This is a genomic window from Yoonia sp. BS5-3 (assembly GCF_038069655.2).
Classification (GTDB): Bacteria; Pseudomonadota; Alphaproteobacteria; order Rhodobacterales; family Rhodobacteraceae; genus Yoonia; species Yoonia phaeophyticola.
Genome location: NZ_CP150951.2, coordinates 68,254 through 82,344 on the forward strand (window position 1 = coordinate 68,254; position 14,091 = coordinate 82,344).

Genomic DNA, 14,091 nt, shown 5'->3' on the forward strand with positions numbered 1-14,091 from the left:
TGTGCTGACCCAGTCATCAGCAAGGCTTAAGCCAGAACCAGGGCACGCGTCCATAGACAATCGATTGCAATGCATGGCAGGTTTTTGCCAGCGGAGGACAGCCAGATGTCAAAGAACGACACATTGATTAGCGATGCAGTGCAATTCTATGAAGCACTGGCCGCGAATAACACCAAGACCTGGTGGCAGGACAACAAACCGACTTATGACACCAAGCTGAAGGCACCTGCCCTTCAATTGCTCGAAGACATTGCAGCCCCCCTCGCGAAGCTGACCGATCTCCCCATCCATACCAAGCTTTTTCGGCCGCATCGGGATGTGCGGTTCTCAAAGGACAAAACCCCGTATAACACCCATCTTCATATGATGTGGCGGGTGGAAAGCGGGGCGCCGCAAGACCCTGTTTTCTTTTTCGGTGTCGGCCGGGATTACGTCACAACGGGCGCAGGCATCATGGGGTTTGATAAGCCCGTACTCTCTAACTGGCGGCAGATGGTGGATTTGGATACAGACCGGATCACGGCAATCACCACTGATCTGACCGGGCAGGGTTTTACGTTTCGGGAACCCGCCCTGAAACGCGTGCCAGCCCCCTTTGACAAAGACCATCCTGCTGCTTCGTTACTGCGCATGAAAGGTGTCGTCGCCAGCCGTGAATTGGAAAGTAGCGGCACGCTGGAAGAGCAGATCATGTCTGCATTCAACGCGCTGTGGCCACTAAACAGCCTCCTCATTTCGATCGCTGATGCTTAGAGATGGCGAGTCTGAACTCATCTTGTCTTGTGTCGCTGTAGCCGCCCGTTCCAGCCAGCCTTGATAATGGACAATCAGACCGCACGTGATCGGCGCCTTCAACGCTACATCAAAATGAAACCGTCCATCTTGTTCATATTCACAGGCAACGCTTTGCGGCAGACAAAATCGCGGTATTGGCAGCGGGCCCAACCGCCCGGCCTCAACCGGGAAATGCAGCTGTCCCCCCGACACATGCAGGCCCAGCCGAAAAGTAAACGGCCCGAACCGCTCGGTCATCTTTCCATCCTTTTCGCGCAGAAAAGACCGAAATAATCTGCCGCCGAACTGCCGTTCCCATAGCTCACCATCCCTTTGGGGGATCATTGCGACTGTCACGGGCACATTTTCATCCGCCGGAGGAAAGCCAAAGAGCCGCGCCAACATCCGCGCCCAAAGCGATGCCCCGCGGCTCACCCGCGCCTTACCCGACCAACGGCGGGGCCCATAAACCGCATGCGCCTGCTGAACAGATGGCGGAAGCTGTGCGAACTGATCCTTAAGCTGGCGTGGGAACAAAGGGGTCATCGGATGATCGACCATTCTTGTCGTCACCTGCAGATCAGCCATCGCGGCCTCAATCCTGGCCAAGGGCAATGTCGCAAGCGCCGGGCGCGCGCCAGTGTTAATCGCCTCTGGCTGTCGCAAAATCGCGCGCGCTGCTACGGCTGGGATGAACGGGCCGTCACCCGCTTCTGCGACCAGGCACCATTCTTTGCGTTCCCATCCCGTTGCGCCGCGCCCCGTCACGGATACATACATGCCGCCGCGATCCGATCCAAAGGGCCACAGAAGCTGGGCCATCCGCACCATCAGCCCAACAAACCAGGGCGCGATCCCAAAACCCGAATAGCGGCGCAGCGAGGATAAGACGCCTAACCCGTAATTCATCACGCCCAGCTCAAGCCCGGCCCGGAAGAACACGCTGCGCGCTTTGAAATATGGGGCAAATAGCCGGTGGTCGGGAACCTCAATCATCCAACCTTGGCGGATCAGGCCGCCGCCCAAATCAAAACGCTCTGGTTCAGACCAGCTACGGTGCGGGCAGGCGACCCCGTCGATTTGCACGTCAAATGGCCGGCCGCATTGATGCAATATACTTGCCACAACCGACCGTCCGCGCGGGGCGCGATTGCCTGGCAAGATGGCCGTGCTGATCGTATCAATCTCACGCATATCTTGCGCCAAGGCCGCCACTGCCGCCGATGAGATCGCGGGCACGCTGGACACGCCCGACAGAACAAAGACACCGGCATCTTTGGCGCTTTTATCAAGCTCCGCAATGCCAGCACAAAAGGCCGGGTCATCCGCCAAATCCAGATAGTGAAGACCGTGCGCGATGCATTGCTTTGGCAAGCCATAGGGATCATCGCCATAGGCATGAAAGGCGCCGGCTGCATCGATCAGCACATCTGGTTTTTCGGCCCAAAGCGCATCCAGCGGACCGGTCCGATCAACAACCAGCGCCGATGCGCCCAATTCCTGGGCCAAAGCCTCGGCCTTATTGGCTGTCCGTCCAGCGACAATGACCTCATGCCCATCACGCAGCAACAGCCGTGCAAGCCGCTCTCCAAAAACGCCATATCCGCCCAGGATCACCGCTTTCATGGCAAAAGCCTTGCTTGAAAAGCGGCATCAGGCACCGTGCAGAAATCGGCCCGCCCAAAGAGCCGATAACGGTTGCGCGCCACACGCGCACAAAGCCAATTGCGCAACGCGCGCGGGATGCAACGGAGCAGCAGACAGACCCGGCCCAAACCGCCCGAGCGTGAACCAACTGCAATCACCGCATCAAAGTCACGCCAGACATGATCGTTTTCGATGAAAAGCCAGCTTTCAGGGCCCAGCGGATCAAGCCCATGCGCAAGCATCAGTGCAGCGCCGGTATCGGATTGGATGGCAGCAATACGTATGGCGCCGCCTTTGTCCATCCGGTGCAGCATACGGGCGCCCCAACAGCATAGGGCGCATGTCCCATCCATCACCGCAACAGGATAATCACTGCCAGGTTTCAAACGCCAGTCGCCTTGAATTTGCCCATCAAATAGGGACCCGAACGGACAGGCGGATAGGCGGTTGAGCCATCTAAGGGGGCGATATTGGCGTCCCAATCAGGCTGATGGAAATACGCCAGTGAAAAGCGCGCCTTTTGGCCCGGCTGCGCCACAACACGGTGCAGCGTGCTAACCCAGCGATCCGCCGTCCAGCGGGCCATCAGATCGCCGATATTGATCACAAAGGCATCCTGTGGTGCGGGCACGTCAACCCATGCACTGCCCTGCTGCACCTGAAGCCCGGGGCGGCCCGGTTGAGGCAGCAAGATCGTCAGCGATCCATAATCCGAATGTGCCCCAGCGCGCTGCTGGCCCACCTCGGGCGCGCCAAGCGTCGCTGGATAATGCAAAGCACGCAGGGCCGAAATTGGATGGCCAATCATCGGCGCAAAGAAATCATCGGGCAGCTGCAATGCGGCCGCAAAGGCGCGCATGATCCGCTCAGCCAAATCCTCCATCGCGGCGTAATAGGCCTCCCATGCGGGGCGAAACCCTGGCAAGTCGGGCCAAAGCGTGGGTTTGTAGCAAAAATCAAGCGCCTCGGCACTGGCCTGTGCAGGCACGCTCAGCGGGCCGCCATTGAAGCTCTCCTTCAGATCGGGCGGCGTATCTTCCCCGCGCGAGCGGGCCAAAGCCTCGGCATTGGGGCCCAGATAACCATAGGGGTAACCTTGATATGGCGGCGCCACTTGCCCTTTCGCATCCGGGTCTTGTGCAAAGAATTCCCCGACGGCCTGCCAGACATCGTCAATCACCTGCGGATCGACACCATGGCCGCGCAGAACCAAGAAGCCAATGCTGCGGCAAATCTCATCCAGACGCAGGGCCAGCCCCGCGCGCGCCTCGCCCGTTGCGGTCTCAAACGCGGTCAAATCAAAACTGGGGAAATTCGTCATGACAACACGTCGCGCCAGGAATGTTTCGGCGCAAAGCCAACCATTTTCTTGGCTTTGTCATTCGCAAAAAACGTCTCATCCGGGCGCATAGATCGGCGGACGGGGACATCTTGATAGAAACGGGCGATCACCTCATCCGACGTGATCGCAACAGACATATCGTCATTGGCGACATTAAAGATCTGATAGCCCAGACCATCGGTAGAAAGACAACAATCAACCATATGACCAAGATCACGGGCATCGATATAGCCAAAGATATTGCGGCGGCGTGTTGCGGGGTCTTTCATAAACGCAGGGAAGTTTTCCGCATATTCATGTGGTTCAATCACATTATTCAGACGCAGCCCGTATATGTCGCAGCCCGTGCGGGCCTGAAAGGATCTTGCCGTCGCCTCGTTGCAGATTTTGGACATCGCATAGCTGTCATGGGGCACTGTGAGGTGGTCTTCATCCACAGGTACATAGTCAGGCTTGACCTCACCATCGGCGAAACAGACGCCATATGTGGTCTCAGAACTGGCAAAGATCACCTTTGGAATCCCCAGCTTTATGGCCGCCTCAATGACATTATAAGTGCTTAAAGTGTTTTGGCGGAAACATTCACCATCGGTGCCAATCATCACGCGCGGAACAGCCGCGAAATGGACCACTGCATCATAGCGGGGCACGCCCGTGCCCGCATCCAATTCAGGAAAATCGGTGAATTGCGACATGGCACCAATCACTTGGCCTGCATCACATAAATCAATCAGTAATTCAGACACATCCAGACCAGAGGGGACGCGGTCCGCATTCACAACCGAATGACCCTTTTCTTGCAAATGCCGGATGGACCACTTGCCAGCCTTACCGCTACCTCCTGTAAAGAAAACACGCATCGTCCACTCCGTTTTGACCCAACCTACCCCGGCATGTGCACGGCGAGCAATGCGCATTCGTGGCTCGCGTCTGAATAGAACCGTCGTTAGGGTCCGCATACAAATTTGCAGCAAAGGTCGCATATGGAATTTTGGGCAGACATCGCAGATTGGGCCTGGGCCAGGCACCATAATGAGCTAAGCTGGTATACCCGCCCGTTGATTATGCTGGCCTTTTGCGCCGCAGCTTGGTTTCGCAGCCTGATTGGCACCATTGCTTTGGCGGTCTTTTTCCCAATCAGCGCCGTGATCTTTCCAGCCCCCGACATACCCAAACCTTACGTGATCGACTTTCTGCAAAAAGAACGTGAGATGCTCGAAGGGCTGACATTGCTTGGCTGGGTCGGATTTGTATCGGCGGTCGTCATCTTTTTGTGGCTTTTGGCCGCGGCGTTTTGGAAACGCAGTTTCTGGTACGGGCTGGCTGTTGCCAACCTTGGGGCGCTTGCCAAATTAGGGGTAAGTATTTTCCTGTGGAAGGATATCGGCAACACCGCGATCTTGCCGACGATTACAACTGCCGTGGTCTTTGACGGGGGTGTGATTGCGATATGGGCCTGGCTGCGCAACAGGCGCGGGCAGGAAGGGCGTTAAGCCCCCTCTTCCGCCTCAACGAAGCGCACCTTGCCGATATGCGGCAGGTTTCTGTTGCGCTGCGCAAAATCGATCCCATACCCTACCACAAATTCATCAGGGATTTCAAAACCGGTCCAATCGGCTTTGAAATCAACCTCGCGCCGGGCGGGTTTATCCAAAAGCGCGATGGAACGCAGCCGCGAGGGGTGTTTGGTTTTCAGATAATCGCTGACATGGGACAGGGTATGGCCGGTGTCTATAATATCCTCGACCACAAGCACGTCGCGCCCTTCAATCTGGCCGCGCAGGTCCTTGAAAATGCGCACTTCACGGCTGCTTTCCATCGCATCGCCATAGGAAGACGCCTCTAGAAAATCGACCTCAACAGGCAGGTCCAATTCGCGCACAAGGTCGGCGATAAAAACAAATGACCCACGCAGAAGCCCCACGACAACCAACTTACTTGTGCCCGAGAATTCAGTCTGAATTTCGCGGGCCAGGCCTTCGATGCGTGCGGCAATGGCTTTGGCGCTAATCATTTCATCAATCACGTAGGGGGAATGCGTCATAGCGACCTCAGACCAGTTCAAGGGTTGATTTTCGACGCGGAGTTTACGACATCCTATCGCGAAGTCACTCGCGAAAGACCCCAAGATGCCGACGCATTCCGAAACCAAGCAGCTGCCTTATTCTGCACGGCAAATGTATGATCTTGTGGCGGATGTGGCGAATTACCCGAAGTTTCTGCCTTGGACAGCAGCGGCCCGTATCCGTAGCACCACGGATGAGGGCGACAAAATCGTGATGCTGGCCGATCTAGTCATTTCTTTCAAAGTCTTTCGCGAACGCTTTGGCAGCCGCGTGACCATGTGGCCAGATGATCTGAAAATAGACACCTCTTACCTTGATGGGCCGGTGCGCCATCTGGAAAGCCAATGGCAATTCCGGGACATCGAAGGCGGGTGTGAAGTCGACTTTTCCGTCGATTTCGAATTCAAAAACAGATTGATGCAGGGCGCGGCCACGATGTTTTTCAATGACGCAATGCAGCGGGTTGTCCGGGCCTTCGAACGGCGCGCGTCCGAGCTTTATGACTAATCGCACTATTTGTTGAAAGTCACCTTGGCCTCGGCGTTCAAGGCCGTGGCTAGCGCAGCAAAACGCGCTTCTGCAACCTCACCAAAAAGCGGGCGGGTATGGGCATTCAGCTTCAGCGTCAACGCGCGCTGCTTGGCGTTCCATTTCAATGTGCCGGGGCCCTCATCGGCATTTAGACGCAGCATCGCGCCCAGGCGCATCGCCTTTCCTAGCACCTCGGCCTCTTTAATCTGATCGTCATTGAGCAATGCAAAGAGCGGCTCAAACCGCGAATTACGGCTCTTGTTGGTGTAACGGTTCATCAAGGCCAGCCCTAAAAGAATCCGTTCATAATGTTTCAGCCCGCCCAGATTGGCCCGCGTGGCATTATCAAACGTGACCTCGGCCCGGTAGTCGGGATGGGCGCGCCAACTCACATCATGCAAAAGACATGCCGCCTTGATGATACGTTTGCGCTGCCAATTGGCCCGGGGGAATAGTGGTTTGACAAAATCATAAAGAACCCGTCCAAAACCCGGCATACGGGCATCTTTGGCCTCGGCAAAGCGGCAGGCCTCAACCAGCGGATCACGTTCGCGCAGGGCACGGGGCATTTGTTCATAAAGCATCCCCTCGCGAATACCGTATGAAGACACGGCCACATCTTTGGGTTTGAATGTGCGCATCAGCTCTTTCAGAACAATCGTAGCCAAGGGCACTAGGGACATGCGGCTTTCCGATATATTGCAGCGATTGCGCAACTCGCCCAAATCCGATTTGCGAATAAATTCGGCCGTCTTGCTGATCTGGCGCGATGACATACGATATTCATGCAAGACCGTCAGCGGATAATCACGCCGCAGCATATCAACGCGGGCAATCGCGCGCCACGACCCGCCCACAAGGAAAAGCCGCATGCCTGTGACGCCGCCCATCTCAACATGCAGCTGTTCCATTGTCTCGCGCACATAGGCCTTCACGGCCTTCCGCCCGCCTTTGATCTCACGCAGCTTCAGCGGCCCCAAGGCCGAGGTAACGCGGCGTCCAACCCGGCCTTCGGCCAAATCGGCCAGCTCCATAGAGGACCCACCAATATCGCAGACCAGACCATAGCTGCCCGGCCAACCTAGCAGCACACCTTGCGCAGACAGCCGGGCCTCTTCCTTGCCATCAATGATCCACAGCTTAATGCCGGTTTCGCGCAGAACTTCGTCACGAAAATCCTTGCCATCACTGGCTTCGCGCACAGCGGCGGTCGCAACAGCGGTTAGCGGCAAAATACCCATCCCCGCAGCGAGGGCCGAAAAACGGCGGATCGCAGATAGGGCGCGCTGACGTCCTTCGGGGTTAAGATGCCCGGTTTGCGAAAGGCCAGCCCCCAAGGCGCACATGATCTTTTCGTTGTAAAAATACGCAGGCGATCTGGCAGCGCCGTCAAACACGACCAGCCGGACGGAATTTGAACCAACATCAATCACGCCAACCCGGCTGAGGTTTTTGGCAGCATCATCTTCGAATAACGGTCGCCCGAACGGCCCCCAATCGACTGTATCTGGGTTCGCCTGCTCAGCCATTGATCCCTCTTCCCCGGTCAGGCCCAAACATGCGATGCGTGCGCAGGTCAGTCAATTCGCAAAGCGGCGAATTGACTCTAAGTCACTGACAGCCAGAAAAAGTTTTTACGTGCGCCTACCCTGGCTTAGTCGTCCGTATGTGTCAGTTGCGGCACGTCAGATGCACCGGCCGACCCGCGCCCGGACAGCGATGGGTTTTCCATAAAGAAGCGGTGGCAATTAAAGGCAAATGCACCTTCATCAATAGTTGCACGGGTAAAACTGCCATCGGGGGCCATCACCCAGCTTTGTGCCACATCAGCCATATTGGCGGCCATGATCTGACCGACGATCTGCGCTTTGACGGTGGCATTCTTGATTTCCACCAGCGTTTCAACCCGCCGGTTCAAATTACGGCCCATCCAATCGGCCGAGCTCATATAGACCTTCGCCTTTTTCGAGGGCAGCGCGTTGCCATTGCCAAAGCAAACAATCCGCGAATGCTCTAGGAAGCGACCGATAATGGATTTCACGCGGATATTTTCGGACAGCCCCGCTACTCCGGGGCGCAAACCGCAAATGCCGCGCACCACAAGGCTGATTTTCACACCCGCCTGACTGGCCGCATAAAGCGCATCAATCACGTCGGATTCGATCAAAGAATTCATCTTGGCCCAGATCACCGCAGGCTTCCCGGCGCGGGCATTTTCAGCCTCAGCCGCGATATTATCCAGCAGGGTTTGTTTCAGGGTCAGCGGCGAGATGTTGAGATTTTGCAGTCCATCAGGCTGAGCATACCCGGACAGATAATTGAACACCTTTGTGGCGTCCCGGCCCAGGTTCGCATCGCATGTGAACAGGCTCAGATCGGTATAAATCCGTGCTGTGATTGGATGATAATTGCCCGTGCCGAAGTGGGTATAGGTGACCAGCTTATCGCCTTCGCGGCGCACGACGGTGCTGATCTTGGCATGGGTCTTATATTGCAAAAATCCGTAAACCACATGTGCGCCAGCCCGTTCAAGGCGGCGGGACTGCCGAATATTGGCTGCCTCATCAAACCGGGCTTTCAGCTCAACCAATGCTGTCACCGATTTACCGTCTTCGGCCGCTTCGCAAAGCGCCTCAACAATGGGTGAGCGCTTCGAGGTCCGATAAAGCGTTTGCTTGATCGCGACAACATTGGGATCACGGGCCGCTTGGTTCAGAAACCGGACGACCATGTCAAAGGTTTCGTACGGGTGATGCAGCAACATGTCCTTTTGGCGAATGGCCGCAAACATATCGCCATCATGGTCCTGCACGCGCTCTGGCACACGCGGGGCAAAGGGAGGCCATAACAGATCGGGGCGGCTATCAAGCACCAGCTCTTTCAGATCGGCGATTCCAATCAGACCGTCGACCTCAACCACTGTTTCTTCGGTGACATGCAACTCATCCATGATCAGCGATTTCAACGCGCCTGGCGCACCGGCCGAGATTTTCAGGCGCACAACCTCGCCCCGCCGACGCCGTTTCAGCGCGGTTTCAAATTCGCGCACCAGATCCTCGGCTTCGTCTTCGACTTCCAGATCGCTATCGCGCAGCACTTTGAACGCGCAGCTGCCTTTCAACTTATATCCAGGGAAAAGGCGGCTAATATGCAAAAGCAGCAACTCTTCGAGCGGCAAAAACCGGTGGCCGTTCTCAGATGGCAGCGGCACGAAGCGATCAATTTGTGCGGGCACGGGCAAAAGCGAACGCAGCTGGCGCTTGTCGGACGGGCGCTCTAGCTGCAAGGCCAGCGCAAAGCCTTCATTGGGCAAAAACGGGAACGGGTGCGCCGGATCGATCGCCAGAGGCGACAGGACGGGAAAGACCTTTTCCAAAAAGACGTCTTCAAGATGGGCGATATCTGCGTCGCTCAGCGTGTCGCGGGTGAGCAGATGAATATCCTGATCGGCCATCTCTGATTGCAGCGTACTGTAGACGGTCTGCTGGCGGGCCATCAGCGCACGCGCATCAATATCAATCAGGACCAGTTGCTCGGCAGGGCTGCGCCCATCAAGACCGGGCGTGGTGTTTCCTTCATTGGCAAGCTCGCGCAGACCAGCGACGCGCACCGTATAAAACTCATCCAGATTGGTGGCAGAAATCGACAAAAAGCGCAGCCGTTCCAGCAAGGGAACACGCGGGTTTTCGGCCTCTTCCAGCACACGCCAATTGAAGCCCAGCCAGCTAAGCTCGCGGTTCACGAAGCGGGCTGGCGACGCCAGATCGATATCGAGTGTGGTGGGCGACGGATAGTCGCCTTCAAGAAAATTCGCTTTGCTCATGAGGCCTTATGTCCCGCAACTGTTGCGGTTCTATGACAAGTATTGCGGTGTTAGCCCGCGTTGTCCAGCAGCGCCCGGGCCAGGGTGATATTGATCTTGCGGTTTTGTGCAAACGCGGTTGCATCCAGCCGCGCCACGATATCGGCAGCCGCTGCAAACGAACGCTCAATCCGCGGCACCAGATAAGTCACAAGATCGGGTTTAGGCATGATCTGGCGATCTGCAAACAGCTTCATGATCAAGGCCGACAGCAGGGCATCATCAGGGCTATCAATCCGGGTAATATGGGTGGCCTGCATGCGGCTGGCCAGATCAGGCAGGGCGATAGACCACCGGCTTGGCGGGATGCTGGCGGTCATCAACAACATGCCGCCCGTATTGCGAAGGTGATTATGCAGATGAAACATCGGCTCTTCGGCGCTTTGTGCAAGCTGCTCCATGTCTTCGACAATGACCGATGCGGCATCCGCCCGAAAACTTGCCTGCAAATCAGCAGCGGCAACAAGCTGGGCACCTTTTTGATCAGCAAAAATCCGGGTCAGATGGCTTTTGCCAGACCCCGCAGGGCCGACAACAACCAGCTTGCGATCCGGCCAGGACTGCGGCGCATTGATCATCGCATAGGCCTGTTCATTGGCCTCAGAGACAAAGAAATCCTCAGGGCCCAGCGCTACCCCGGTAGGCCAGTCGAAAGACAGCTGATTACGCATTTCATTCGTCTCTGGACAGCCCACGGAACAGCAGGCTGCCCTTATATTGCTCAAGCCCGTATCGGGCCAAAACGCCAATGACAGCGGCCACAGGAACGGCCACCAACATGCCCACAAAGCCAAAAAGCGAACCAAAGACAGACAGGGCGAAAAGCAGCCAGACCGGGTGCAATCCAACCGAACTCCCCACCAACTTTGGCGTCAGAATGTTCCCTTCAAGGAATTGCCCAAGACCAAAAATACCCGCCACAATCCCGATGCGCAGCCAATTCGTGGCATAGGTCACGGTCTCACCATCTGTCACCTCAACCGAGCCCCAAAACTGGAACAGGGCGAGGCCCACGGCCAGCGCACCGCCAACAAGGGCACCCACATATGGGATAAAAGTAATCAACCCGGCAATAAAGCCAACGATCAACCCAAAGTTCAGCCCCGCCAGCATCAATCCAGCCGCATAATAAGTGCCCAAGACCAGACAAACGGTGCCCTGCCCCCGGATAAAAGACGCAAGGGTGCGATCAATCTGCGAAAACAGATGCCGGATGGTATCAACATGATCACGGGGCAACATACTGTCGACCTTTGCGGTCATATTGTCCCAGTCCAGCAACATATAGAATGCGACGACAGGCACGATGATCAAAAGCACAAGGATGTTGATCAGGCCCAGCGCGGAATTGACAATGCCGTTTACCAGCTCTCCGCCCTTTGACTGAATGGCTTCGCCGATGGCCAATAACTGCTGGCGGATGGTGCTATCGGCATCCATCAGCGCCGGGAACCGCTCGGTCAACCAGCCTTGAAGACGCTCAAACAGCTCTGGCGCGGTGTCAATCAGCGCGGCGGTCTGCTGGATCAGTGTTGGAATGACCAACAGGATCAACAACACAAAAACCAGCGTCGCGATGGCCGAGATGATGACCACCGAAATGGTCCGGGTGAACCCCGCCCGCTCAAGCCGGTCAGCAACCGGATCCAGAAAATAGGCAATCGCCCCGCCCAGCACAAATGGCAGTATCACATCGTGCAAAAACCATAAAAGCAGCAGTAAGACCGCGGCGGTGATGCTCCAATATTTGACTTGCTGTTCAACGGGAAGTGCCATGCAGATGTCCATTTTTGCCTGCATGATAGATGCGGTATGGGCGGCGCCAGTGCAAGAGGCGGGAAAAATTTACCCCAGCGTTGTGACAAGGACCCGATTCAGATGCCAAATTATCCGGCACCGCGTTTTGTCGGTGCTTGCCAGTCTGGGCGCGGCACCCTAAACCGGGAAAACCAACGACATATAGGGACATTCACATGCGCCTGAGCCGCTATTTCCTGCCTGTTCTCAAAGAGACACCGCGCGAGGCCCAAATCGTCAGCCACCGCTACATGCTGCAGGCTGGCATGATCAAGCAATCCAGCGCAGGCATCTATTCCTGGCTGCCGCTGGGCTTTAAGGTGCTGCGCAAGCTGGAAAACATCGTGCATGAAGAACAGCAGCGCGCGGGCCATCTGCCGATGCTGATGCCCACGCTGCAACCGGCCGAGCTATGGCAGGAAAGCGGGCGCTACAATGACTATGGCCGCGAGATGTTGCGGATCGAGGATCGGCATGGGCGCGACATGCTTTATGGTCCGACCAACGAAGAGCTGATCACCGACATCTTCCGCAGCCATATCACCAGTTACAAAGAGCTCCCGCTGACGCTCTACCACATCCAGTGGAAGTTCCGGGATGAGGTCCGTCCTCGCTTTGGCGTCATGCGGGGCCGCGAGTTCTTTATGAAAGACGGCTATAACTTCGATCTGAGCAAAGAAGACGCGCTGCACGCCTATAACCGCCATCTTGTCAGCTACCTGCGCACCTATGAACGCATGGGGCTGAAAGCGATCCCCATGCAGGCTGATGGCGGCCCGATTGGCGGCGACTATACCCATGAATTCCTGGTGCTCGCCGAAACTGGCGAAAGCGAGGTTTTCTACGACAGTAAGGTCCTTGACCTGCACCTGGGCGATCGTGAGATTGATTTTGACGATGTCGCGCAGTGTCAGGGCATTTTCGACGAATGGACAGCCCATTACGCCCGCACGGATGAGACGCATGATGACGCGATCTACGCCGAAGTCCCCGAAGAGCGGCGGCAAAAGGCGCGCGGCATCGAAGTCGGCCAGATTTTCTATTTCGGCACCAAATATTCCCAGACGATGAATGCCACCGTCGATGATGGCAAAGGCAATAAAGTCAACGTGCATATGGGCAGCCATGGCATCGGGGTCTCGCGCCTGCTTGGCGCGATCATTGAGGCCAGCCATGACGACAAAGGCATCATCTGGCCCGAAGGCGTCACCCCCTTCCATTGCGGTATCCTGAATATGAAATCAGGCGACGCCGAGGCGGATGCGGCCTGCGAGGCGATCTATAACAGCCTGACCGCCTTGGGGCTTGAGCCGCTTTATGACGACCGGGACGAACGGGCCGGGGCCAAATTTGGGACCATGGATATGGTCGGCCTGCCATGGCGGATCACCGTTGGGCCGCGCGGTTTGAAAAACGGCGTGGTTGAGGTGACGTGCCGACGCACTGGCGACAGCGAAGAAATGCCGCCCGAACAAGCGGTTGAGAAGATCGCGAAAATCTACGCTGGCATCGCATGAGCCTGACCGAGGTCGATTGGACCCTGATCCCGGCCCCCGCCGATGATGGGGCCGCTTATCACCTCCACGGGATGGCCTTGCCGGATGTGACGCTACCCGCAACGAAGGGGCCAAATGTCAACCTGTCATCGCTGACGGGCACCGTGGTGATCTATGTCTACGCGATGACAGGCCGCCCTGAGCGGGACCTGCCGGACGGGTGGGACAACATCCCCGGCGCCCGCGGCTGCACCCCGCAATCCTGCGCCTTTCGTGATCACGCGGCAGAGCTGAGGGGCTACGGCGTCGATCACCTCTTTGGGCTCTCGGCCCAAGACAGCGCCTATCAATCTGAAGCTGCCGAACGGCTGCATCTGCCGTTCCCCCTGCTATCGGATTCCGAAGGGGCCTTTGGTCAGGCGTTGACCCTGCCCAGCTTTGAAGCGGATGGAAAAACCCTGCTGAAACGGCTGACATTGATCGCCCGAGAAGGAACCATCAAACAGGTCTTCTACCCGGTCTTTCCGCCCGATCAGGACGCCGAGAATGTCATTAGATGGTTGGGCAATGCCTAAT

At 56.7% G+C, this 14,091-nt stretch carries 14 protein-coding genes; 5 read left to right on the top strand and 9 right to left on the bottom strand.

Translation table 11 applies throughout. The features are described from left to right. Nucleotides 1-105: 105 nt before the first annotated feature. Nucleotides 106-753, top strand: coding sequence for a TIGR02453 family protein (locus tag AABB29_RS00315; protein WP_341368840.1), 648 nt, complete (start codon nt 106-108; stop codon nt 751-753). Here the strand turns inward: AABB29_RS00315 and AABB29_RS00320 are convergent. Genes AABB29_RS00320 through AABB29_RS00335 form a run of 4 tightly spaced genes read right to left on the bottom strand, consistent with a single transcriptional unit; the run spans nt 718 to nt 4,623 of the window. Further along, complete coding sequence (locus AABB29_RS00320; protein ID WP_341368839.1) at nt 718-2,400, bottom strand: DUF4166 domain-containing protein; 1,683 nt, start codon at nt 2,398-2,400, stop codon at nt 718-720. The two genes, AABB29_RS00315 and AABB29_RS00320, sit on opposite strands and share 36 nt — an antisense overlap. Continuing rightward, complete coding sequence (locus tag AABB29_RS00325) at nt 2,397-2,807, bottom strand: DCC1-like thiol-disulfide oxidoreductase family protein (protein ID WP_341368838.1); 411 nt, start codon at nt 2,805-2,807, stop codon at nt 2,397-2,399. The genes AABB29_RS00320 and AABB29_RS00325 overlap by 4 nt, the downstream gene beginning before the upstream one ends. Further along, a complete protein-coding gene (locus tag AABB29_RS00330; protein WP_373636708.1) occupies nt 2,804-3,742 on the bottom strand; it encodes an isopenicillin N synthase family dioxygenase in 939 nt (312 codons plus the stop codon). The genes AABB29_RS00325 and AABB29_RS00330 overlap by 4 nt, the downstream gene beginning before the upstream one ends. Beyond that, nucleotides 3,739-4,623 (bottom strand): NAD(P)-dependent oxidoreductase, encoded by an 885-nt coding sequence (locus tag AABB29_RS00335; RefSeq protein WP_341368835.1) that lies wholly within the window; start codon nt 4,621-4,623, stop codon nt 3,739-3,741. The genes AABB29_RS00330 and AABB29_RS00335 overlap by 4 nt, the downstream gene beginning before the upstream one ends. A gap of 123 nt (nt 4,624-4,746) precedes the next feature. On the opposite strand from AABB29_RS00335, the gene AABB29_RS00340 reads away from it, so the two are divergent. Then, nucleotides 4,747-5,256: a hypothetical protein gene (locus tag AABB29_RS00340; RefSeq protein ID WP_341368834.1), complete on the top strand. Its 510-nt coding sequence runs from the start codon at nt 4,747-4,749 to the stop codon at nt 5,254-5,256. On the opposite strand, the gene hpt is transcribed toward AABB29_RS00340, so the two are convergent. After that, nucleotides 5,253-5,807, bottom strand: coding sequence for a hypoxanthine phosphoribosyltransferase (hpt, locus tag AABB29_RS00345; protein ID WP_341368833.1), 555 nt, complete (start codon nt 5,805-5,807; stop codon nt 5,253-5,255). The two genes, AABB29_RS00340 and hpt, sit on opposite strands and share 4 nt — an antisense overlap. A gap of 85 nt (nt 5,808-5,892) precedes the next feature. Between hpt and AABB29_RS00350 the strand changes: the two genes are divergently transcribed. Then, nucleotides 5,893-6,336, top strand: coding sequence for a type II toxin-antitoxin system RatA family toxin (locus tag AABB29_RS00350; RefSeq protein ID WP_341368832.1), 444 nt, complete (start codon nt 5,893-5,895; stop codon nt 6,334-6,336). 5 nt (nt 6,337-6,341) lie between these two features. Here the strand turns inward: AABB29_RS00350 and AABB29_RS00355 are convergent, their stop codons facing one another. The 4 genes from AABB29_RS00355 to AABB29_RS00370 form a co-directional block, all read right to left on the bottom strand. Then, the gene (locus AABB29_RS00355; protein ID WP_341368831.1) at nt 6,342-7,889 is read right to left on the bottom strand and encodes a Ppx/GppA family phosphatase; all 1,548 of its coding nucleotides are present in this window, start codon (nt 7,887-7,889) and stop codon (nt 6,342-6,344) included. 125 nt (nt 7,890-8,014) lie between these two features. After that, on the bottom strand, nt 8,015-10,183 hold the full coding sequence (locus AABB29_RS00360) for an RNA degradosome polyphosphate kinase (RefSeq protein ID WP_341368830.1): 2,169 nt from the start codon (nt 10,181-10,183) through the stop codon (nt 8,015-8,017). Between the two features lie 50 nt (nt 10,184-10,233). After that, nucleotides 10,234-10,893, bottom strand: coding sequence for a DnaA ATPase domain-containing protein (locus tag AABB29_RS00365; RefSeq protein ID WP_341368829.1), 660 nt, complete (start codon nt 10,891-10,893; stop codon nt 10,234-10,236). A gap of 1 nt (nt 10,894) precedes the next feature. Then, nucleotides 10,895-11,998 (bottom strand): AI-2E family transporter, encoded by a 1,104-nt coding sequence (locus tag AABB29_RS00370; protein WP_341368828.1) that lies wholly within the window; start codon nt 11,996-11,998, stop codon nt 10,895-10,897. A 197-nt stretch (nt 11,999-12,195) separates the two neighbouring features. Here AABB29_RS00370 and proS point away from each other — a divergent pair, with 197 nt between their 5' ends. Continuing rightward, nucleotides 12,196-13,536: a proline--tRNA ligase gene (gene proS / locus AABB29_RS00375; protein ID WP_341368827.1), complete on the top strand. Its 1,341-nt coding sequence runs from the start codon at nt 12,196-12,198 to the stop codon at nt 13,534-13,536. After that, nucleotides 13,533-14,090, top strand: a complete 558-nt coding sequence (locus AABB29_RS00380) for a peroxiredoxin (RefSeq protein ID WP_341368826.1) — start codon at nt 13,533-13,535, stop codon at nt 14,088-14,090. Before proS ends, AABB29_RS00380 begins: the two co-directional genes overlap by 4 nt. Nucleotide 14,091 lies beyond the last annotated feature (1 nt).